Source organism: Salinicola endophyticus (assembly GCF_040536835.1).
Lineage (GTDB): Bacteria > Pseudomonadota > Gammaproteobacteria > Pseudomonadales > Halomonadaceae > Salinicola > Salinicola endophyticus_A.
In genome coordinates, this window is sequence record NZ_CP159578.1 from 2,754,456 (window position 1) to 2,775,070 (window position 20,615).

The following is a 20,615-nucleotide window of genomic DNA, read 5'->3' on the forward strand; positions in this document are numbered from 1 at the left end:
GAAGCTTCGTTATGGCGCATGTCGCTTACGCATCATGACACCCACCATACGACGCCGGTGCGACTTGACAAATTCAGGCCGTCTCGCGGCGCTCGAGCACGACCCCGCACTCGCAGTGGTCGGTCCAGGGAAACTGGTCGAACAGCGCCATCCGCGTGATCCGATGCGTCTGGGTGAGCTGCGCCAGATTGACCGCCAAACTGTCGGGGTTGCAGGAAATATAGACGATTCGCGGATACTCCATCAGCGGCGCACAGCTGGCGGCATCGAGCCCGGCCCGCGGCGGATCGACCAGCACGGTGGAGAAGTCGCACTCATCGAGCGCCATCGCTGCCACCCGGCGCCCCTGCTTCTCGCCGGCCAGGGCCTGAGCAAACTCCTCCGCCGACATCCGCGCCACATGGACGTTGTCGATGCCGTTGGCGGCGAGGTTGGCCTGGGCCGAGGCCACCGAGGTCCGCGAGATTTCGGTGGCGACCACGCGGCGGAAGTTCTCCGCCAGCGCCACGGTGAAATTGCCGTTGCCGCAGTAGAGCTCGACCAGATCGCCCGCGCTGTGGCGCGTGGCGTCCCGCGCCCAGCCGAGCATGGCGCGGCAGATCTCGGCGTTGGGCTGGGTGAAGCTGTTCTCCACCTGCTGATAGTGGAACTCGCGCCCTTCGACCGTCAGGCGCTCCCACACGTGATCACGCTCGAGCACCAGGCGCTGTTTGCGCGAGCGCCCGATCAGCGCCACACCCAGTGTCGTCTGCAGCTCGCGGGCACGCTGCTCCCACTCGGCATCCAGCGGCTTGTGGTAGATCAGCGTCACCAGCGCCTCACCGCTGAGCGTGGTCAGGAACTCGACCTGGAACAGCTTGCGCCGCAGCGTGGTGTCGTCGCGAATCGCCTCCAGCAGTTGGGGCATCAGCGCATTGATGCGCTCGCCGGCGACCGGGAAACGATCGACCCGGACCACCTTCTGGGCCACCCGTCCCTTGTGAAGCGGGGCCTCGGGGTCGGGCTCGAACATGGCGTAGTAGAGATCGTCCCCCTCGTGCCAGAGGCGGAACTCGGCGCGCATGCGGTAGTGCATCGGTGGCGAGGCGAAGACCTCCAGCGGCGGCGGGTCGAAGGCGGCGAACTGCTGCTCGATCCGCGCGCGCTTGGCCGCGAGCTGGGCGTCGTAGCGCGCCGGGTCGATGGTGGTGATGACCACGAAAAACTCCTCAATCGATAGCGGAAATAGCAGTGTCTGCGGGCACCATAGCGACCGTCGGCAGAGGCCGCGGCGGGGCAAAGCCGAAACCGGCCAGTGCCGTGGCCAGCCCGGTGGCGTCGGCACCGGTCGCCCAGCTGGCGCCGGTCGTCGCCGCGGGCAGCGTGGCCACCGGCGCGGCCAGGGGCGCAATACCCAGCACCTGCCCCAGGCGGCGCGCGATCGCGGCGCCCGAATCGATCCAGCGGATCGGCCGTGGCGCCTGCGCTTCGAGCTCGGCGCGCAGCAGCGGAAAGTGGGTACATCCCAGCACCACGGTGTCCAGGGCCGGCTCGCGCCACAGCGGCGTCAGCGCCGCGGCCAGCGCCTCGCGGTCGAGCTCGCCACCGGCCAGCTTGCGCTCGGCGGCGACCACCAGGGTGTCCGCGGCGACGCCGACGAGCCGGCAGTCGGCGGCGAAATCGGCCACCAGTCGCTGCAGATAAGAGCGCTTGAGGGTGGCGGTGGTCGCCAGCACGCCGATCACCCGCGAGCGGCTGACCTCCCCGGCGGTCTTGATCGCCGGCACCGTGCCCACTACCGGGATCGTCAAGCGCGCGCGCAGCGCCTCCAGCGCCAGCGTACTGGCAGTGTTGCAGGCGATCACCAGCGCCCGCGGTCGGCTCTCGGCGCAGGCCGCCAGGCAGACCTCGACGGTCCGCGCCACCAGCCAGGCATCCGGCTTGGTGCCATAGGGCAAGGCGGCGTTGTCGCAGACGTAGTCGAGGCCGAGCTGGGGCAGCCAGCGCCGGATCTCGGCGCTGACCGAAAGCCCGCCGACACCGGAGTCGAAGATCAGTGCATCACGCATGGGTCGGGCTCCCGGCGAAGTGGGTCAGCAGCGTTTCGATCAGCGCACGCAGGCGCGCCGGCATGAAGTCACGCTCGGCGTAGAGCAGATGCACGTCGAGCGCGGGGATCGGAAACGTCTCGAGCAGACGCACCAGGCGCCCTGCCGCCACCTCGGGCTCGCCCAGGAAGGCAGGCTTGACCACCAACCCCATGCCCAGCGCCGCGGCCTCGATCAGCGCGCGCCCGTTGTTGCACGTCAGCGCTGGACGAAAGCGCACACGCTGCAGCTCGCCGTCGACCTCGAAGGTCCACTGCGGCCCCTGACGTGCCAGCGAGTAGTGGAGGCAGCGGTGGTGCTTGAGCGCCCCCGGGTGATCGGGGCTGCCGTGACGGCGCAGGTAGTCGGGGGCACCGTAGAGGTAGCGCGGCATGCGCATCAGCGGCCGGGCGATCAGGCTCGAATCCTCGAGCGCGCCTATCCGCACCACCAGATCGTAATCCTCGGCCAGCAGATCGACATGGCGATCCTCGAGCACCAGCTCCAGGGTGACCGCCGGATGCGCCTGTTCGAAGGCATCGAGCACCACCATCAGTGCCTGAGCGCCAAAATCCATGGGTGCCGACAACCTTAGGCGGCCGCGAATCTCGCCGCGCTGCTCGCCCAGCCCCGCCTCCAGCTCATCGAGCTCGTCGAGTAGCCGCACGGTGGTGGTCAGATAGCGCTCACCCTCTGCCGTCAGCTGCAGCCGCCGCGTGGTACGGGCGAGCAGACGCACCCCGAGACTCTCCTCGAGGCGCGATATCTGCTTGCTGACCATGGCATTGGACACACCCAGCCGGCGGGCGCCGCCGGCAAAGCTGCCGGCCTCGACCACGGCCCGAAACACCTGCATCGCCTGTAGCCGATCCATCCCGGCTCCCTCTCACTCTCTCGGGCGCCCATTCTACGCAAAGCGATGACGATCGCGCAGTGCGATCGTCATCGGGGCATCGTGCAGCGCGGGCCGGCAGCCCGCCGCGATCAGGACTCGAGGGGCGAAGGCGCGTCGCGGAACTCGGAATAGAGCTCCGGGTAGGCCTCCTGCAGCCGTGACAGTTCGGACTCCGCCTGAGGCGGCATTTCGGCGGCCAGACGTGCCAGGTCGTCATCGTCGAAGTGTTCGCGAATCAGCGGGAACAGCTCCTCGCGCTCGGCACGCAGATAGGCGCGATGGGCGTCGAGATAGGCGCGCAGATCCTCGGCGAACTTGTCCATCGGCATCACCCCATCCATCAGGATCATGTCAATGTCGCCGGAGAGCCGCATCAACTGCTCGTGCAGATGCTGGTAGTCCTCCGCCAGCCGCGCGAACAGCGCATCGGTATCGGTGGCCCGGCTGGAGAGTTGCTCGCGGCAAATGCGCTCCAGCGGAATGGTGAAGCCGCTCATGTAGTCGAGAATGTAGTCCACCACCTCACGAATCAGGCGGAAGTTGGGGCGTTCACCATCGGCGAGCGTCTTGTGCTTGAGCTGCAGCACGTGGAGCAGACGCGCCATGTTGGCGTGATCCTGGCGCAGTTGAGTCAGCATGGGCATGGGAGTTCTCCTGTCCGTGCGGCGGCAATGGCGACGAGCGTGAAGCGGCGAGACTGATATCCAGCGTGCCGAGACCTGAGGTTTTGCATACAGATCGTAGTGTAGCGGCACTCGAGGGCCAGCGTGTAGTGCCTTCGCACCGGCCGTGTGACCTGCAGCGAACGCGCCCCAGGGCCTTCGAGCGGGCCGCGCCGGAACGTTCGACCCGCAGTGCCCATACTGTGTCAGGACACACTTGGGTAGAATCGACGACGTGACGTTCGCACTGCCCGGGAGCCATCTGGCCAGGCTCGCGAGTACGCACGCGACCTGCGCCTCGAATGGCCCTCGAATGTCTTACCCTAGCGGGTTTGGGAGAGAAAGCCCTACGCCTTAAGTCGCGATTGGCGTAGTGAAATGTACCCGCTCGTTGCCGAGCGCAAACCGGAAGTAAGCCGATGGACCTCTTTGCCAATAGCGCCCCCCAGGACAATGCGCCGCTCGCCTACCGCATGCGGCCGACAAGTCTCGACGACTATGTCGGCCAGGAGGCACTGGTCGGCCCGGGCAAGCCACTGCGGCGCATGGCCGAGAGCGGCAGCGTGCGCTCGATGATCCTGTGGGGCCCGCCGGGGGTGGGCAAGACCACCCTCGCGGACATCCTCGCCGAGGCGTCGGGTGCCCGGCTCGAAAAGCTCTCGGCGGTGATGGCCGGGGTCAAGGAGATCCGCGCCGCAGTGGAGCGGGCCCAGGAGGCGCGGCTGCGCGAGCGTCAGACGCTGCTGTTCCTCGACGAGATCCACCGCCTCAACAAGAGCCAGCAGGACGCCCTGCTGCCGCACGTGGAGTCGGGCCTGTTGACGCTGATCGGCGCCACCACCGAGAACCCCTCGTTCGAGGTCAACTCCGCACTGCTGTCGCGGGCCCGGGTCTACGTGCTCAAGGCGCTCGACGAGCAGGCGCTGATCACGGTGATCAAGCGCGCCCTGGGCGACCCCGAGCGCGGCCTCGGCCAGCGCGACATCCGCGCCAGCGACGAGGCCCTGGCGATCCTCGCCCGCGCCGCGGCGGGGGATGCACGGCGCGCCCTGGGGCTGCTGGAGACCGCCTGCGACTTCACCGGTCGCGACGAGCATGGCGAGACTCTGGAACGTGACGCCGTGGTCGAGGTGATCGGCCATCAGGCGGCGGCCTTCGATAAGCAGGGCGAGCACTATTACGACCTGCTCTCGGCGATCCACAAGTCGATACGCTCATCGCGGCCCGACGCCGCCCTGCTCTATATGGCCCAGTTCATGCAGGGTGGCGGCGACCCGCTGGACGTGGTGCGCCGGCTCACCGCGATCGCCTCGGAGGACGTCGGCAACGCCGACCCACGCGCCCTGCCGCTGGTGATCGCCGCCTGGGATGCCTACCTGCGCCTGGGCGACTACGAAGGCCAGCGCGCCATCGCCCACGCCGCCATCCATCTCGCCACCGCGCCCAAGAGCAACCGGGTCGACCAGGCCTGGGCCCAGGCCAAGGCGTTCGTGGCCGAGCATGCCGATCTCGAGGTCCCGGTCTATCTGCGCAATGCGCCGACCCAATTGATGGCCTCACTGGGCTACGGCGAGGGCTATCGCTATGCCCACAGCGAGCCCAACGGCTACCCCGCCGGCAGCGCCCACGACTGCTGGCCAGCGGCGCTGCCCAAGGCCAGTTTCTACGTGCCCAGTGAGTTCGGTCAGGAGAAGCGCTACCAGCAGATGCAGGCGTGGCGTGACGAGCTCGACCGCGAGGCCGACCGTCAGGCTTGAGAGGGTGTTTGCAAAATGCCTGCGCTCGGCCATACGGCGGCAGTGGGCCAAGCATGAGCGCGGCGGCGAGCAAGCGGCCCGGAGGACGGGCCGCCACAAAGCTCAGGGGGAAGCGGGTGACTGCTCGCGAATGACGTCGGCGCCGGCGGGAATCTCGAAGCGGAACTTGGCCGGGTCGATGCTGCCGTTGACCTCGGCGTCGTCGAACTTGATCGCGGTGCGCTGGCCAGTGCTGTCGGTCATCTGCAGCATGCCCAGCTTCTCGCTGTAGAAGGTCAGCTTGAGCTGCTCGAACAGGGTGTCGTTGGCCTTGGGCTTGAGCGTGAAGGTCTCGCCGGTGCCCTGCTGCTGCCCCGTCACCTCATAGTTCTGCGCCAGCTCCGAGGCGCTGCCGGAGAGCAGCAGCGCCGGCGTGTGGGTAACGCGGTCGTCGAGCGGCTGGATCGTGGCCTGCTCGAGGTCGGGGTCGTAGAGCGTCACCTCCTGGCCGTTGGAGACCACGATCTGGCGATAGGGCTCGTTCACCTCCCAGCGGAAGTGACCGGGCCGCGACAGCCACATATGGCCACTGGTGTCCTGCAGGCTGGAGCCCGAGGCGTCCAGGATCTGCTGATCGAAATCCGCCGAGTAGGTCTTGAGCGGTTCGAGCAGCCGGGTCAGGCGGTCGACCGAGGCCGGGTCGGCGTGTGCGGCCTGGGTCGCCAGCAGCAGCGCAGCGGCGGCCAGGCTCTTCGTCATTCGCATGGGCATTCCTTGTCTGTGTGCAGAGAACATGATCCTTGGACAGCGGGATGGCGGCTCAGTTGCCCACCGGCGGCGGCGCCAGCACTTCGCGCGAGCCGTTGTTGCCCATCGACGAGACGACACCGGCCTGCTCCATCGCTTCCACCAGCCGCGCGGCGCGGTTGTAGCCGATCTTGAAGCGGCGCTGGACCGCCGAGATGGAGGCGCGCCGGCTCTCGGTGACGAACTGCACCGCCTCGTCGTAGAGCGCATCCTGCTCGGCGTCCTCACCGTCGCCGCCCTCGGCTTCGAGCCCGGCCAGGGCATCGGCGGAGACGCCGCCGGAGAGGATCTCCTCGATGTACTCGGGCTCGCCGCGCCGCTTCCAGTCCTCGACGATACGGTGGACCTCGTCATCGTCGACGAAGGCGCCGTGAACACGCTGCGGCATCCCCGCTCCCGCCGGCAGATAGAGCATATCGCCATGACCGAGCAGGTTTTCGGCCCCGCCCTGATCGAGGATGGTGCGCGAATCGATCTTCGACGACACCTGAAACGCCATGCGGGTGGGGATATTGGCCTTGATCAGGCCGGTGACCACGTCCACCGACGGCCGCTGGGTGGCGAGAATCAGGTGGATACCCGCGGCGCGCGCCTTCTGCGCCAGCCGCGCGATCAGCTCCTCGACCTTCTTGCCGACGATCATGAACATGTCGGCGAATTCGTCGATCACCACCACGATATAGGGCAGCTTGGCCAGCGTCGGTGGCTGCTGATGCATCTCCCACGGCTGCGGCTCCCACAGCGGATCCTGGACCTGGGCGCCATGGCGCTCGGCCTCGTCGAGCTTGGCATTGAAGCCGGCGATGTTGCGCACGCCCATGGCCGCCATCAGCTTGTAGCGCCGCTCCATCTCGGCCACACACCAGCGCAGCGCGTTGGCCGCTTCCTTCATGTCGGTGACCACCGGCGCCAACAGATGCGGAATGCCGTCGTAGACCGACAGCTCGAGCATCTTGGGGTCGACCATGATCATGCGCACCTCGTCCGGGGTCGCCTTGAGCAGCATCGACACCAGCATGGTGTTGATCCCCACCGATTTGCCCGAGCCGGTGGTACCGGCTACCAGCAGGTGCGGCATTTTGTTGAGGTTGGCCACCACCGGCTTGCCGCCGATGTCCTGGCCCAGCGCCAGCGTCACCGGCGAGTCGGCCTGCTGGTAGACATCGGAGTCGAGCACCTGACGAATGCGGATCATCGCCCGGTTCGGGTTGGGGATCTCGATCCCCACCGTGGGCTTGCCGGGGATGACCTCGACCACGCGCACACTCTTGACCATCAGCGAACGCGCCAGGTCCTTGGCCAGGTTGCTGATCTTGGAGACCTTCACCCCGGCCGCGGGGCGAATCTCGAAGCGCGTGATCACCGGCCCCGGCCAGGTCTCGACCACTTCTGCCTTGACCCCGTATTCACGCAGACGCATCTCCAGCAGCTCGGCCATGTCGGCGAGCTGCTCGGGCGTATAGTTGGGCTGCTCCGGGTCGGCCGGCGTGGTCAGCCGGATCGACGGTAGCTCGCCGGTGGGCTCGGGCATGTCATCGAACGCCGGACGCTGGCTCTGCAGATGCTCGACGGTCCACAGAGTGGGCTGATCGTCGGCCGCAGCTCGCGCCTGCTCGGCGGTAGCCAGATCGCCGCGCGGTGCCGGTGCCGGTGCCGGTGCCGGTGCCGGTGCTGCCTCATGATGTTCGGTAGCGTCCCCGGCCACATCGGCGGCATCGTCCCAATCCGCTGCTGCGTCATCGCTCTGCCACGGCGCCTGGGGGTCATCGGCGTGAATGCCGGCAGCGCTATCCGACGACAGCGGCGAGCGCTCGACCGGTGCATCACGATCCTCGGCTTGCGGCTCATCGGCCTGCGTCTCTGCGTGCACGTCATCGAGCCCCCGGTGCGTGGGCTCGCGCCGGGTCGGCGCGGCAAAGCGCGACTCGTCCGCACCGCCGTGCGCCCAGTCGAGGCTCGGCTCACGCGCCCCGGCGTCAGGCTGATCGCTGCCCAGGCCAGCCGCGAACGCGCCCAGCGTCGGCTCGGCGGGCCCAGGCCGCGCAGGGGGGACGCGAGTGCGATCGTCGTCCTGGCGAGAGACGTCGTTGCCACTGTCGTCAGGATCGCTTTCGTTGGCCGCGCGGGCGTGGCGCCAACCGGCCGGCGCCTCGTGGCGCTCGGCGCGAAGCCCCCACTGCGCAGTGGGCGTCTCGTCTTCCGCCGCGGAGAGTCGGCCGCTGTCGGCGGATGCCCCGTGTGGGTCCGCCACCTCGGCGCCAGCATCGGTGCCGGCGCGGTGATCATCGTCATCCGCGCCGCCTTCCTCGGGCGCCATCGGCGATGCCTGGAACGCCTCGGGAATACGCCGGCGGGTGACATCGGCACGGAATGGGGTACGCGCGGCGTCATCATCGGGCGTTGCTTGAGTCGGCGACGCCGGTGCCTCGGGCGCAACCCCTTCGCGGCCATAGGGCGATGCTGCAGCGCCCGTCTCCGGCCTCGCCACGTCGGCGGCCGAGCGACCCGGCGCGGGTTCGTGCGGGTCTAACGTCGGCTCGCGCGGAGCCAATGTCGGCTCACGCGGAGTCAGACTGGGTTCACGCGGGGAGTCGTCGCGGCGCCGCGGCGGCGGTGTGGCCGAGCGCGCGGGCCGCCATTCGGGCTCGCTGCGGGGCGCTGCGGCCGGTGAGCGCTCGTGCAGAGTCGGCTCCCGCGCCTCTTCACGCTGCTGGCGGCTGGCGTAGGCGGCCTCGGGCTGCTTGGCCGAGGGCGTACGCTCGGGTACCTCCCAGGGGATATCGGTACTACCATCGTGGCGCCAGCGTGACTGGCGCTGGCCGCTGCCAGACTCGCCACCCGCCCCTTCCCACGCCGGCTCCTGCTGCAGCGAGGCGCCCAGAGAGGGTTCCTCCTCCCACTGCGCGAGATCCGGCGCGCGCTGCCACGGTAACCAGCGCGCCCACCAGCGCGGCTTGTCCACCGCCGTGGTGGGCGCTGCGTCGGCGGTATCGCTCTCCTCGGATGCGCTCTGCTCGCGCTCGATCTGCTCACGTTCGGCCTGCTGCTCGGCGCGGCGGTTGTCGCGCACCTCACGGCGCTCGGCGCTGCGGGCTCGCAGCCACTGGTACAGGCGATGACACGAGCTGCCCAGTTCGTCCATCACGGTCAGCCAGGACATGCCGGTGAACAGGGTGAAGCCGCACATGAAGGCGGCGATGGCGATCAAGGTCGTGCCATGCACGCCGACCAGCTGCGACAGCGCGCCGGCGATGCCCATGCCGAGGATGCCGCCGGCCTGGTTGGGCAGGTCGCTGGCGGGGTTGTAGAAATGCAGGTCGCCCAGCGTGGTGGTGCTCATCAACAGCAGTACCAGGCCGCCGGTGTGCACGGCGAGTGCCACCGGATCCCAGGCGATCTGGACCTGGTGCTGGCGCATGATGCGCCACGCCGCCAGACCGAACATGCCTGGCCACCACAGCGCACTGGCGCCGAACAACGAATAGAGGACATCGGATAGCCAGGCCCCGATCTGCCCCATCCAGTTGGCGATATCCTGGTCGGGCCCGCTATGCGACCAACCGGGATCGCCGGGGTGATAGCTGAACAGCGCCAGCAGCAGGAACACACAGATCGCGAGCAGCAGAATCACGGCGCCTTCGCGGGTCACGCCCTGGAGCTGCATGATCACACGACGTGCCTGTTCCTTGGCTTGCGCAGATGAACGACGGCCCTTCTTGGCCGAACTCTTGGCACTCAAACGCTCAACCCCCTCGCGCCTGCTTCCGGCAGGACGCCTCAACGGCCGCGTTCCCGTGGGCCTTGCGTGGTGCCCGGGTCGGCGGCGATGCACCACCGGCCCGCGACGGCGGGCCGATTTCCTCGACCCGCCATCATACCGGGGCCCGCGTCGACATCACAGGGGGGCGCCGCACCCGGCACGAGTGCGGCGCCGGGGGTGGGGTCAGGTCGGCGTGTGTCCCGGCAATGCCGGGGTGTCAGCCGCGTCCGGCGCGGAGTCATCGCTGCCACCGCCCGCGCGCAGCCGGAACAGTGCCACGGTCTCGCTCAGGCGCCGGCTCTGCTCGCTCAACTGCTGGGTCGAGCGGCTCGACTGACGCACCAGTGCGGCATTGCTCTGGGTGGTCTCGTCGATCTGCGACACCGCGACGTTGATCTGCTCGATACCGTGGGACTGCTCTTCGGAGGCCAGGCGGATCTCGCCCATCAGCGCACTGATACGTTCGATCTGGGAGACGATCGCGGCGACCTGCTCGCCGGCTTCCGCGGCCTGCAGATTGCCGTTCTCGACCTCCTCCACCGTACGCCCGATCAGCCCCTTGATCTCGCGCGCCGAGTTGGCGCAGCGCTCGGCCAGGCTACGCACCTCCTGCGCCACCACCGCAAAGCCACGCCCCTGCTCGCCGGCGCGTGCGGCCTCGACCGAGGCGTTGAGCGCCAGCAGGTTGGTCTGGAAGGCGATACTGTCGATGACCCCGACAACGTCGGCGATCTGCTTGGCCATCTCGTCGATACGACGCATCGCCTCGACCGTCGAGTCGACCGTCTTCTGCGCGTCCCCGGCGGCCTCGGCGGTGCGGCTCGCCTGGGCATCGCCCTCTTGGGCGCGCTCCGCGTTCTGGCGCACAGTGGCGTTGAGCTGCTCGGTGCTGGCGGCGGTCTGCTCGAGGCTCGAGGCCTGGGATTCGGTGCGCGCCGAGAGGTCCGCGTTGCCCGCGGCCAGCTCCTGAGTATGCCCGTCGGTCTCCTCGATCGCCGAGCGCACCTGACGCACGATCCGCTCGAGGCCGTCGCCGATGCCGTTCATCGCCAGCACCAGCTGGCCAATTTCATCGCGTCGGCGGCTGTCGATACGCTGCGACAGGTCGCCCTCGGCGAGCGCCCGGGCAAGCTCCACCGTGCGCTGCATGGGCCGCGAGACCAGCCGCTTGAAGATGACGTAGAGGAGCAGGCTGAGCAGGACCGCGATCCCCACCGCGATCAGCAGGAAGCGGTCACGGGCAGCCATCACCCCGGCGTTGATCTCGTCCATCGATACCGAGCCGGCGATGACCCACTGCCAGTCCGGATAGCGGGTAAACGCCAGCAGCCGCTGCTCGCCATTCGCGGTGTAGTCGAGCTCGCCGGAGGCCTTGTCGAACAGCGGCGCGAAAACGGCGGCGCGCTCGCCCTGGCGCAGGTCGGTGCCCTCGTAGGGGCCGCCCGCGAGCACCTGCCCTGCGCGCTTGCCACCGGCGGCGATCAGCATGGTGTAGCCCTGCTGACCGATCTTCATGCCGCGAATCTGCGACTGCACCTTCTCCATTTCGGCACTGATGTCGACCCCCACGAAGAGCGCGCCGATGACCTTGCCATCACTATCATGTATCGGCTGATACTTGGTGATGTAGGCGGTGCCGAACAGCGTGGCGAGGCCGGTGTAGGTCTTGTCCGCCATCAGGCTGGCATAGCTGCGCGAGCCGCGGTCGAGCAGCGTGCCCATGGCGCGCTTGCCGTCGGCATCCTTGAGCGAGGTCGCCACGCGCACGAAGTCGTCGCCCTCGCGGGCGAACACGGTCGCCGGCGCGGTGGTCTGCTCGGTGAAGCGATCGAGCTTCCAGGTGTTGTCGTTGATGACCTCGAGTCCATCCTTGAGCATCGGGGTCTGGCGCCCGGCCACCTCGACCTGCTGATCGGGCAGCAGCACGAAGCGCCCCATGTACTGGTCAGCGAAGATGTCGAGGAAGCGATTGGCCTGCTGCTGCAGACTATAGTCGAAGAGCGATAGCATATCGGCGATGGATGCCTGCTGCGTCGCCAGCTCGTGCTCGGTGGCCTTGCGTAGTTGGCTACTGCTGGTCTGGGCCATGGCAAAGGCCAGCCCCAGCAACACCACGACCTGAAGCAGGCCGACGATCAGCGCTAACTTGGTGCCGATACCCGCATGGCGCAGCCGTTGTCGAATTGCCGCCATCGATTGTTCTACCTTATTGTCGGAAGGTCAGTGTGTCAGAGGAACAGGCGGGTTATCGGCAGCCCATGCGCAAACCTTAATTCACGGCAATGCGGGTCGCCGCTCAGCGCCCGTAAGCCCCACGGCAAGACCCACAGGATGGATGGCATGCTGCGCTGGCTCCCCCCCGCTCCCGTCGCGTTTCCCGACGTCAGTCAGGCGCTAGACGAGCCCAACGGGCTGCTCGCCGCCGGCGGCGCCCTGACCCCGGACTGGCTGCTGGCCGCCTACCGCCGCGGCATCTTCCCCTGGTATGGCGAGGGCGATCCGCTGCTGTGGTGGTCACCCGCGCCGCGCATGGTGCTGTTCCCGTCAGAGGTTCGTGTACGCCGCAGCCTGGCCAAACGCCTGCGCAACGGCGGTTTCACCACCACCTTCGATCACGCCTTCGGCGCGGTCATCGGCGCCTGTGCGGCCGAGCGCGCCGGTAGCGGCGGCACCTGGATCGATGCCGAGATGCTCCATGCCTATCGCCGGCTGCACGCCCTGGGCCACGCCCACAGCGTCGAGACCTGGCGCGACGGCGAGCTGGTGGGCGGGCTCTACGGCATCGCGCTGGGCCAGGCGTTTTTCGGCGAGTCGATGTTCAGTCGCTGCGCCGACGCTTCCAAGGTCGCGCTGGTGGCCCTCGCACGCCATCTCGAGGCTCACGGTTTCCAGTTGATCGACTGCCAGATGCATACCGCGCACCTGGCCAGCATGGGCGCCAGGGAAATCGCCCGCGAGACGTTCATCGACTACCTTGAGAAGAGCGTGGACCAACCCACCCCAGCCGGCCTCTGGCCCTCGGAGCCCCCGTGAGCAGCGACAATGCGAACCGCAGCACAGCGCAGCGTCAGGCACGCGATCTCCGTTTCTTCCTGACGGTGCCGCACCCCTGCAGCTACCTCCCCGGACGCGATGCGACGACGCTGTTCCTCGACCCGCAGGAGCCGCCCACCGCGGACGTCTACGACGCCCTGACCCTGCTCGGCTTCAGACGCAGCGGGGCCAATCTCTATCGCCCCCATTGCGGTGCGTGCAATGCCTGCGTCTCGGTGCGCATTCCAGTGGAGGATTTCACCCCATCGCGCACCCAGCGCAAGCTGATGCAGCGCAATCGCGATATCACCACGCGGCTGCGCCCGACGCTGTTCGACGAGCGCCACTACGCGCTCTACGCAAGTTACATCCGTGCCCGCCACGCCGATGGCGACATGTTCCCCCCCAGCCGCGAGCAGTACCGACTGTTCCTGACCCAGACCCAGCCGTTCGCCAAGCTGCTCGAATTCTGGCTCGATGAGCGACTGATCGCGGTCGCCGCTACCGACCTGCTGGGCCACGGACTGTCGGCGATCTACACCTTTTTCGACCCCGACCCGGCGCTGCAGCGGCGCTCGTTGGGCGTCTTCGCGGTGCTCAGCCAGATCGAACTGGCGCGCCGGCGCGGCCTGCCGCATGTCTATCTGGGCTATTGGATTCGCGAGAGTCAGAAGATGCGCTACAAGCAGGCGTATCAGCCACTGGAGTACCTCGATGGCGGCCGCTGGCAGCGCCGGGTACCCGTGACAGCATTGACCTGAGCCGATTTTTGCCTTCGGCGGCGAGATGGCCCATAATATCGCGCACTTCAGAGGCCCTGGTCGGGCTCGTCGCTGACCGTGGATGGCACTGCCGCCGTTCGCGGTGGTGTGCGTCGACAGCCGACCGTGCGGTCCGCCAACCAATATCCAAGAGGGATCGCCTATATGGCACGAGAAGATCATATCGAAATGGAGGGTGTCGTCGTCGACACGCTGCCCAACACCATGTTCCGCGTCGAGCTGGAAAATGGTCACGTCGTCACTGCACACATCTCCGGCAAGATGCGCAAGAACTACATCCGCATTCTGACCGGCGACAAGGTCAAGGTCGAACTGACCCCCTACGACCTCTCCAAGGGCCGCATCGTCTACCGCTCGCGCTGAGCCCCGCCCTTCGGCCCCGCTGACGGGAATCCGCTTCCCGCCCGTCTCTTACGCCCTGATCCACCGTTGTCACGGGCGTTAGCCGCCGCCAGCACCCAGAATCGAAAACGCCTCGCCATGTTGCCATGGCGAGGCGTTGTCGTTGGGACCGTCGACCGGTCAGGCCACTTCGGCCTCGGTCTCCAGCTGCAGCTCGTCGTTCTCCACGGTGACGTGGACGACGCCGCCGTTCTCGGCCAGATCGCCGAACAGGATCATCTCGGCCAGCGGCTTCTTGAGCTTTTCCTGGATCACGCGGGCCATCGGTCGCGCGCCCATCTCCGGATCGTAGCCCTTCTCGGCCAGCCAGCGGCGGGCATCCTCGTCGACATCCAGCTGGACCCGCTTCTCGTCGAGCTGGGCCTGCAGCTCGACCAGGAACTTGTCGACCACGTTGCGCACGATCGACGGTTCGAGGCCATGGAACTGGATGATCCCGTCGAGGCGGTTGCGGAACTCCGGCGAGAAGGTCCGGCGAATCACCTCCATGCCGTCGGTCGAGTGATCCTGGGTCTGGAACCCGATCGAGCGACGCGAGATCTGCTCGGCACCGGCGTTCGAGGTCATGATGATGATCACGTGACGGAAATCCGCCTCGCGGCCGTTGTTGTCGGTCAGACGGCCATGATCCATCACCTGCAGCAGCAGATTGAAGACCTCCGGGTGCGCCTTCTCGATCTCATCGAGCAGCAGCACGCAATGCGGCTGCTTGTTGATCGCCTCGGTCAGCAGCCCACCCTGGTCGTAGCCGACATACCCGGGAGGCGCCCCGATCAGGCGCGACACGGTGTGGCGCTCCATGTATTCGGACATGTCGAAGCGGACCAGCTCGATCCCCATGAGATGGGAAAGCTGACGTGCCACCTCGGTCTTGCCGACCCCGGTGGGCCCTGCGAACAGGAAGCTGCCGACCGGCTTGTCGGGCGACTTGAGCCCGGCCCGCGAGAGCTTGATCGCCGCCGACAGACTGGTGATCGCCTCGTCCTGACCGAACACCAGCATCTTGAGATCGCGCTCCAGATTGGAGAGCAGCTTGCGATCGGAGCTGGAGACGCTCTTGGGCGGAATCCGCGCGATCGACGCCACCACCGCCTCGACCTGATCGACATCGATGGTCGAGACCCGCGCCTCGGGCGGCAGCAGCCGCTGATGCGCACCGGCTTCGTCGATGACGTCGATCGCCTTGTCAGGCAGGTGACGGTCGTTGATGTAGCGATCCGCCAGCCGCGCCGCGCTCTCCAGCGCACCATCGGTGTACTTGAGCTGGTGGTGCTCCTCGAAGCGCCCGCGCAGGCCCTTGAGGATGCGAATGGTGTCATCCACCGAGGGCTCGGGCACGTCGACCTTCTGGAAGCGGCGAGCCAGGGCGCGATCCTTCTCGAAGATACCGCGGAACTCCTGGAAGGTGGTCGAACCGATGCAGCGCAGCTCACCCGAGGAGAGCAGCGGCTTGAGCAGGTTCGAGGCGTCCATGACCCCACCCGAGGCGGCACCGGCACCGATCACGGTGTGGATCTCGTCGATGAACAGGATCGAGTTCTCCTGCTTGCGCAGCTCCGCCAGCAGCCCCTTGAGGCGCTTCTCGAAGTCACCGCGATATTTGGTGCCCGCCAGTAGCGCTCCCATATCGAGGGAGTAGACCACCGCATCGGCGATCACATCGGGGACATCTTCCTCGACGATACGCTTGGCCAGGCCTTCGGCGATGGCGGTCTTGCCGACGCCTGCCTCGCCCACCAGCAGCGGGTTGTTCTTGCGCCGGCGCGCCAGGATCTGCACCACCCGCTCGAGCTCGTGATCGCGCCCGATCAGCGGGTCGATCTTGCCCAGACGGGCCTGCTCGTTGAGGTTGGTGGCGTAGCTGGTGAGCGGGTGCTGGCCATTCTCGGTAGCGGCCTCCTCACCCTCTTCGGACTCCTGAGAAGGCTGCTGCGACTGGCCGTGGCCCGCCACCTTGGAGATGCCGTGAGCGATGTAGTTGACCGCGTCGACGCGGGCCACGCTCTGCTGCTTGAGGAAATAGACCGCCTGACTCTCCTGCTCGGAGAAGATCGCGACCAGCACGTTGGCGCCGGTGACTTCGCTCTTGCCGGAGGACTGGACGTGGAATACCGCGCGTTGCAGCACGCGCTGGAAGCCCAGGGTGGGCTGGGTTTCGCGATCGTCCTGATCCTCGGGGATCAGCGGCGTGGTGGAGTTGATGAAATCCTGCAGATCGGCACGAAGCTTCTCCAGATTCGCCCCACAGGCATTTAGCACGTCGGCTGCCGAAGCATTGTCGAGAAGCGCCAGCAGCAAGTGCTCCACGGTCATGAACTCGTGTCGCTTGGAGCGCGCCACGGTGAAGGCCGTGTTCAGGGTGAGTTCAAGTTCTTTACTCAACATGGCAGTCCCCTTTTAGCCACTGAGGGCGTCGGTCGGCACTTTCACAATCGGGCACAAACAGCGGTTTCGCAAGTCCCCGACGCACAAAGCGTCGCGGACCGCCCCACCACCCCTACTCGACGGCATCCACATCGCACAGGAGTGGATGTTCGCACTCGCGCGCATACTCGTTGACCAGATGGCACTTGGTCTCCGCCACGTCGCGGGTGAAGATGCCGCAGGTCGCCTTCCCCTGGGTGTGCACGGCGAGCATGATCTGCACCGCCTTCTCACTGTCCATGGCGAAGAAACGTTGAAGTATCTCGACGACGAACTCCATCGGCGTGTAATCGTCGTTGTAGAGTACGACCTTGTACATCGGCGGCGGCGCCAGCTGCGGCTCCGACGCCTGTTCGGCAACGTCTCCCTGCTCGTGGTGATCAGGGTCGGGAGGGCGCGTCATGCCGAGACGCGCCGGCTCCTCATGGGAATCAGGCGACACGCTATTTACGATCTCTAACATAGTAAGGATGAATTCCTGAGGCCGGGTTCGTCTACCGTCGCACGGGTATCGCGGCGGGTGCGTCTGGCGACCGGCACGGGTACTCTGTGCAGCTCCGGGGTGCCTCGCCGGGCGCCGGTGCCTTGGCCGCCTCGCCCAAGTGCGAATCATCATACAGGTGCGAATCGAGCCGTCTCTCAGTGAGGTGTTGGATACCGTTGAAGACCCGAGGTTCCCTTGAAGATGCGGCCGATATCGCCATGATGCAAGCCCGAACAAAAAATAGTTAGCCAGGGGCCCTGACGCCAGTCCCGCAACGGCCGCCACCCGCGCCCGGTCTCTCGCCGTCCGTGCCTTGTCATGCCAACCACTCACTCGCCAGGAGCCGCCTCGACGCGAACGCCATGGGTCGAATCTACCTGCTGCACAAACCCTATCAGGTGCTCTGCCAGTTCACCGACGATCGTGGTCGCGCCACCCTCGCCGACCATCTGGCAGTGCCGGGTGTCTATGCCGCCGGCCGCCTCGACTACGACTCCGAGGGCCTGCTGCTGCTCACCGACGACGGCGGCCTGATCCACCGCATCAGCGACCCGCGGCACAAACTGGCCAAACGCTACTGGGTGCAGGTCGAGGGGGCACCGGCTGACGCCGACCTGGCGGCGCTCGCCCGCGGGGTGACGCTCAAGGATGGCCCGACCCGGCCGGCACGGGTTCGCCGGCTGGCCGCAACGCCGCCACCGCCGCGCGATCCGCCGGTGCGCTTTCGCCGCGAGATCCCCACCACCTGGCTGGAGATCGAGCTGCACGAGGGGCGCAACCGCCAGGTACGGCGCATGACCGCGCATATCGGCCATCCGACGCTGCGCCTGATGCGGGTCGCGATCGGCCCCTGGCAGCTGGGAGATCTGGCCTCCGGGGCGTGGCGCAGTGAGCCGCTCAACCTGCCGACGGCCCCTGCCCCTGGCCGCGTGCGGAGGCACCGACGCCGCTGAGCGCAGGCTCCGGGGTGGGCCACACGGGCTGTGCCGCGACGCCAGACCCGGTATGATCGTAGCCAGCCCGGCCGCCAGAGCGCGCCGCGGGAGAGTTCGAGTGGGGAGAGAGATGACATGAATCGCTGGACACCACGCGTGACCGTGGCCGTCGTGGTGGAACGCGCCGGCCGCTACCTGATGGTCGAGGAGGATCGTGGCGGCCCGTTCAGCCTCTACAATCAGCCCGCCGGCCACCTCGAGCGCGGCGAGCGGCTGGTCGCCGCCGCCGAGCGCGAAGTGCGCGAGGAGGCGGCCTGGCAGGTGGCGATCACCGACTATCTCGGCCTCTATGTCCATCACACCCAGGATGGACTCACCTTCCATAGCCACGCCTTTCTGGGGCTACCGCTGGCGCATCTGGGCAACCCGCTCGACAAGGGGATCGTCAGCGCCCACTGGCTGACCTTCGACGAGATCGATGACCTCGAGCGCGCCCGCCGTCTGCGTAGCCCGGTGGTGATGCAGCGCCTGCGTGACGTGCGCGAGGGCCGCCGCTTTCCGCTGGATGCGATTCGCGAACGCTGACCCCCTGCTGCCGACGCCGATACGGCCGCGCGAGCGCTGTGCAAGCCGACAGCGTGGCGCACTCGATGCTGCCCCGCGCTTTCGGCTATAATCCCGGGTCATTTATTCCGCGGCCCGTGCCGGTGCCGGGGGTTGCGCCCCGCTCGCCACGGGCCCTGTCGGCCAGAGATTCGCCATGACGCTTGCCACACCTCCATCCGAGACACCCGAGGGCCCGACCGCGACCGGCGCCACCACCGTGATCGTGGGCATGTCCGGTGGCGTCGACTCCTCGGTCACCGCGCTGCGCCTGCTCGAGCAGGGCTACCGCGTCGAGGGCCTGTTCATGAAGAACTGGGACGAGGACGACGGTACCGAGTACTGCACCGCGATGGCGGATCTCGCCGACGCCCAGGCGGTCTGCGACAGCCTCGGCATCAAGCTGCACACGGCCAACTTCGCCGCCGAGTACTGGGACAACGTGTTCGAGCACTTCCTCGCCGAGTACCAGGCCGGGCGCACGCCCAATCCGGACATCCTGTGCAACCGCGAGATCAAGTTCAAAGTCTTCCTCGACTACGCCGAGATGCTCGGCGCCGACCTGATCGCCACCGGCCACTACGTGCGCCGGCGCCTCACCGCGGACGGCCACGCCGAGCTGCTCAAGGGGCGCGATGCCAACAAGGACCAGAGCTACTTCCTGCACGCGGTGCCGGGCGCGGCGATCGCCAAGACGCTGTTCCCGGTGGGGGAGCTCGAGAAGTCCGAGGTGCGAGCCCTGGCCGAGCGCCACGGCCTGGCCACCGCGCGCAAGAAGGATTCGACCGGCATCTGCTTCATCGGCGAACGCCGCTTCAGCGACTTTCTCAAGCAGTATCTGCCAGCCCAGCCGGGGCGTATCGAGACCCCCGAGGGTGAAGTGGTCGGCGAGCACATGGGCTTGATGTACTACACCCTGGGCCAGCGTCGCGGCCTGGGCATCGGCGGGCTCAAGGCGCACAGCGAAGATCCGTGGTTCGTCGCCGCCAAGGATCTCGAGCGCAATGTGCTGGTTGTGGTCCAGGGCGAGCACCCGCTGCTCTACAGCGACACCGCCTACTGCGAACCCGCCGCCTGGATCGCCGGTGCCCCGCCGCAGACCACACGTCTGCGCGCCAAGACCCGCTACCGCCAGCAGGACGAGCCCTGCACGGTGCAGGTACTCGCGGACGGCGGCCTGGCGGTGCACTTCGATACCCCGCAGCGCGCGGTCACGCCGGGCCAGTCGCTGGTGCTCTACGCCGACGACGTCTGCCTCGGCGGCGCGGTGATCCGCGCCACTGCCACCACCGCTGCCGGCGCGGTCGAGCCCACTTCACTCACAGGGAGCGCGCGTTCGGCATGAACCCAACGCCCATCCAGTCTGCCCCCCTTGGCGCCAGCGGTCGCCAGGCACTGGCCCTCGCTGGGGTGTTTCAGGCCGCCGCGGTGGTCGATCAGCTCGCGCGCACCGGCCACTGCGACGAACGCGCCTGGAATACCCTGGTGCGCGCTACCCTCGAGACCGACCCGCCCACCTTCGAGTCGATCTACGGCGGCCATCACAACAACCTGCGCCAGGGTATCGACACCCTGCAGGCGGTGATGTCGCGCCAGCAGGCGGCCCCGGCGGTGATGCGCTATGGCTTCTCGATGGTGCTTTTGATGCAGAAGCTGCGCAAGAACCCGGCCATGATGCGCACCCTGGGTGAGCGCTTGGGACGCATCCAGGGCCAGGCCGAACATTTCGGCAACACCCACGACAACGTGATCGCCAGTCTCGGCGAGCTGTACCAGGAGACGCTCTCGACCTTCCGCTATCGCATCGTGGTGCAGGGTGAGCCGAGCCTGTTGCAGAGCCCGGGCATGCCCCCGCGCATCCGCACCGCGCTGCTCGGCGGCGTGCGCTTTGCCCTGCTGTGGCATCAGCAGGGGGGCCGACGCTGGAGCCTGATCTTCCAGCGCGGCGCGCTCAAGCGCGCCCTGCGCGAGCTCGACGGCCACTGAACGCGGGCCGCCCACGCCGCCTTTCGCCTTTTCCAACGCG

General features: G+C 67.5%; 17 protein-coding genes. 8 read left to right on the forward strand and 9 right to left on the reverse strand.

The annotated features are described in order from the left end of the window. Nucleotides 1-73: 73 nt before the first annotated feature. The 4 genes from trmA to ABV408_RS12385 all read right to left on the reverse strand — a co-directional run bounded on the left by trmA (nucleotide 74) and on the right by ABV408_RS12385 (nucleotide 3,599). Nucleotides 74-1,198, reverse strand: a complete 1,125-nt coding sequence (gene trmA, locus ABV408_RS12370) for a tRNA (uridine(54)-C5)-methyltransferase TrmA (protein ID WP_353979246.1) — start codon at nucleotides 1,196-1,198, stop codon at nucleotides 74-76. 10 nt (nucleotides 1,199-1,208) lie between these two features. Beyond that, a complete protein-coding gene (gene murI / locus ABV408_RS12375) occupies nucleotides 1,209-2,048 on the reverse strand; it encodes a glutamate racemase (protein ID WP_353979247.1) in 840 nt (279 codons plus the stop codon). Beyond that, nucleotides 2,041-2,940, reverse strand: a complete 900-nt coding sequence (locus ABV408_RS12380; RefSeq protein ID WP_353979248.1) for a LysR family transcriptional regulator — start codon at nucleotides 2,938-2,940, stop codon at nucleotides 2,041-2,043. The genes murI and ABV408_RS12380 overlap by 8 nt, the downstream gene beginning before the upstream one ends. Before the next feature lie 110 nt (nucleotides 2,941-3,050). Then, on the reverse strand, nucleotides 3,051-3,599 hold the full coding sequence (locus tag ABV408_RS12385) for a hemerythrin domain-containing protein (protein WP_353982235.1): 549 nt from the start codon (nucleotides 3,597-3,599) through the stop codon (nucleotides 3,051-3,053). 443 nt (nucleotides 3,600-4,042) lie between these two features. On the opposite strand from ABV408_RS12385, the gene ABV408_RS12390 reads away from it, so the two are divergent. Beyond that, nucleotides 4,043-5,380, forward strand: a complete 1,338-nt coding sequence (locus ABV408_RS12390; RefSeq protein WP_353979249.1) for a replication-associated recombination protein A — start codon at nucleotides 4,043-4,045, stop codon at nucleotides 5,378-5,380. A gap of 102 nt (nucleotides 5,381-5,482) precedes the next feature. Here ABV408_RS12390 and lolA read toward each other — a convergent pair whose 3' ends face one another. From lolA to ABV408_RS12405, 3 genes are all read right to left on the reverse strand, one after another. Further along, nucleotides 5,483-6,124, reverse strand: a complete 642-nt coding sequence (gene lolA / locus ABV408_RS12395; protein WP_353979250.1) for an outer membrane lipoprotein chaperone LolA — start codon at nucleotides 6,122-6,124, stop codon at nucleotides 5,483-5,485. Between the two features lie 55 nt (nucleotides 6,125-6,179). Then, nucleotides 6,180-9,905 carry a DNA translocase FtsK 4TM domain-containing protein gene (locus ABV408_RS12400; RefSeq protein ID WP_353979251.1) on the reverse strand — a complete coding sequence of 1,242 codons (3,726 nt, stop codon included), beginning with the start codon at nucleotides 9,903-9,905 and terminating at the stop codon, nucleotides 6,180-6,182. A gap of 204 nt (nucleotides 9,906-10,109) precedes the next feature. Then, on the reverse strand, nucleotides 10,110-12,119 hold the full coding sequence (locus tag ABV408_RS12405; protein WP_353979252.1) for a Cache 3/Cache 2 fusion domain-containing protein: 2,010 nt from the start codon (nucleotides 12,117-12,119) through the stop codon (nucleotides 10,110-10,112). A gap of 147 nt (nucleotides 12,120-12,266) precedes the next feature. Between ABV408_RS12405 and aat the strand changes: the two genes are divergently transcribed. The 3 genes from aat to infA all read left to right on the forward strand — a co-directional run bounded on the left by aat (nucleotide 12,267) and on the right by infA (nucleotide 14,104). Next, on the forward strand, nucleotides 12,267-12,959 hold the full coding sequence (aat, locus tag ABV408_RS12410; RefSeq protein ID WP_353979253.1) for a leucyl/phenylalanyl-tRNA--protein transferase: 693 nt from the start codon (nucleotides 12,267-12,269) through the stop codon (nucleotides 12,957-12,959). Next, nucleotides 12,956-13,720 (forward strand): arginyltransferase, encoded by a 765-nt coding sequence (locus tag ABV408_RS12415; RefSeq protein ID WP_353979254.1) that lies wholly within the window; start codon nucleotides 12,956-12,958, stop codon nucleotides 13,718-13,720. The genes aat and ABV408_RS12415 overlap by 4 nt, the downstream gene beginning before the upstream one ends. A 165-nt stretch (nucleotides 13,721-13,885) precedes the next feature. Further along, nucleotides 13,886-14,104 (forward strand): translation initiation factor IF-1, encoded by a 219-nt coding sequence (gene infA / locus ABV408_RS12420; RefSeq protein WP_013332816.1) that lies wholly within the window; start codon nucleotides 13,886-13,888, stop codon nucleotides 14,102-14,104. Between the two features lie 159 nt (nucleotides 14,105-14,263). Here the strand turns inward: infA and clpA are convergent, their stop codons facing one another. Further along, nucleotides 14,264-16,528, reverse strand: a complete 2,265-nt coding sequence (clpA, locus tag ABV408_RS12425) for an ATP-dependent Clp protease ATP-binding subunit ClpA (RefSeq protein WP_353979255.1) — start codon at nucleotides 16,526-16,528, stop codon at nucleotides 14,264-14,266. Between the two features lie 112 nt (nucleotides 16,529-16,640). After that, on the reverse strand, nucleotides 16,641-16,970 hold the full coding sequence (clpS, locus tag ABV408_RS12430) for an ATP-dependent Clp protease adapter ClpS (protein WP_353979256.1): 330 nt from the start codon (nucleotides 16,968-16,970) through the stop codon (nucleotides 16,641-16,643). Between the two features lie 443 nt (nucleotides 16,971-17,413). On the opposite strand from clpS, the gene ABV408_RS12435 reads away from it, so the two are divergent. The 4 genes from ABV408_RS12435 (at nucleotide 17,414) to hflD (ending at nucleotide 20,575) form a co-directional block, all read left to right on the forward strand. Then, on the forward strand, nucleotides 17,414-18,004 hold the full coding sequence (locus ABV408_RS12435; RefSeq protein ID WP_353979257.1) for a pseudouridine synthase: 591 nt from the start codon (nucleotides 17,414-17,416) through the stop codon (nucleotides 18,002-18,004). Nucleotides 18,005-18,121: 117 nt separating this feature from the next. Beyond that, a complete protein-coding gene (locus ABV408_RS12440; RefSeq protein ID WP_353979258.1) occupies nucleotides 18,122-18,571 on the forward strand; it encodes an NUDIX hydrolase in 450 nt (149 codons plus the stop codon). Between the two features lie 175 nt (nucleotides 18,572-18,746). Then, a complete protein-coding gene (mnmA, locus tag ABV408_RS12445; RefSeq protein ID WP_405049914.1) occupies nucleotides 18,747-19,934 on the forward strand; it encodes a tRNA 2-thiouridine(34) synthase MnmA in 1,188 nt (395 codons plus the stop codon). After that, the gene (gene hflD / locus ABV408_RS12450) at nucleotides 19,931-20,575 is read left to right on the forward strand and encodes a high frequency lysogenization protein HflD (RefSeq protein WP_353979259.1); all 645 of its coding nucleotides are present in this window, start codon (nucleotides 19,931-19,933) and stop codon (nucleotides 20,573-20,575) included. Before mnmA ends, hflD begins: the two co-directional genes overlap by 4 nt. Nucleotides 20,576-20,615 lie beyond the last annotated feature (40 nt).

Coding starts and splice junctions, on each gene's coding strand:
- murI (WP_353979247.1), bottom strand. CDS start 2,048: ATGCGTGATGCACTGATCTTCGACTCCGGTGTCGGCGGGCTTTCGGTC.
- ABV408_RS12380 (WP_353979248.1), bottom strand. CDS start 2,940: ATGGATCGGCTACAGGCGATGCAGGTGTTTCGGGCCGTGGTCGAGGCC.
- ABV408_RS12385 (WP_353982235.1), bottom strand. CDS start 3,599: ATGCTGACTCAACTGCGCCAGGATCACGCCAACATGGCGCGTCTGCTC.
- ABV408_RS12390 (WP_353979249.1), top strand. CDS start 4,043: ATGGACCTCTTTGCCAATAGCGCCCCCCAGGACAATGCGCCGCTCGCC.
- lolA (WP_353979250.1), bottom strand. CDS start 6,124: ATGCGAATGACGAAGAGCCTGGCCGCCGCTGCGCTGCTGCTGGCGACC.
- ABV408_RS12405 (WP_353979252.1), bottom strand. CDS start 12,119: ATGGCGGCAATTCGACAACGGCTGCGCCATGCGGGTATCGGCACCAAG.
- aat (WP_353979253.1), top strand. CDS start 12,267: ATGCTGCGCTGGCTCCCCCCCGCTCCCGTCGCGTTTCCCGACGTCAGT.
- infA (WP_013332816.1), top strand. CDS start 13,886: ATGGCACGAGAAGATCATATCGAAATGGAGGGTGTCGTCGTCGACACG.
- clpA (WP_353979255.1), bottom strand. CDS start 16,528: ATGTTGAGTAAAGAACTTGAACTCACCCTGAACACGGCCTTCACCGTG.
- clpS (WP_353979256.1), bottom strand. CDS start 16,970: ATGACGCGCCCTCCCGACCCTGATCACCACGAGCAGGGAGACGTTGCC.
- ABV408_RS12435 (WP_353979257.1), top strand. CDS start 17,414: ATGGGTCGAATCTACCTGCTGCACAAACCCTATCAGGTGCTCTGCCAG.
- ABV408_RS12440 (WP_353979258.1), top strand. CDS start 18,122: ATGAATCGCTGGACACCACGCGTGACCGTGGCCGTCGTGGTGGAACGC.
- mnmA (WP_405049914.1), top strand. CDS start 18,747: ATGACGCTTGCCACACCTCCATCCGAGACACCCGAGGGCCCGACCGCG.
- hflD (WP_353979259.1), top strand. CDS start 19,931: ATGAACCCAACGCCCATCCAGTCTGCCCCCCTTGGCGCCAGCGGTCGC.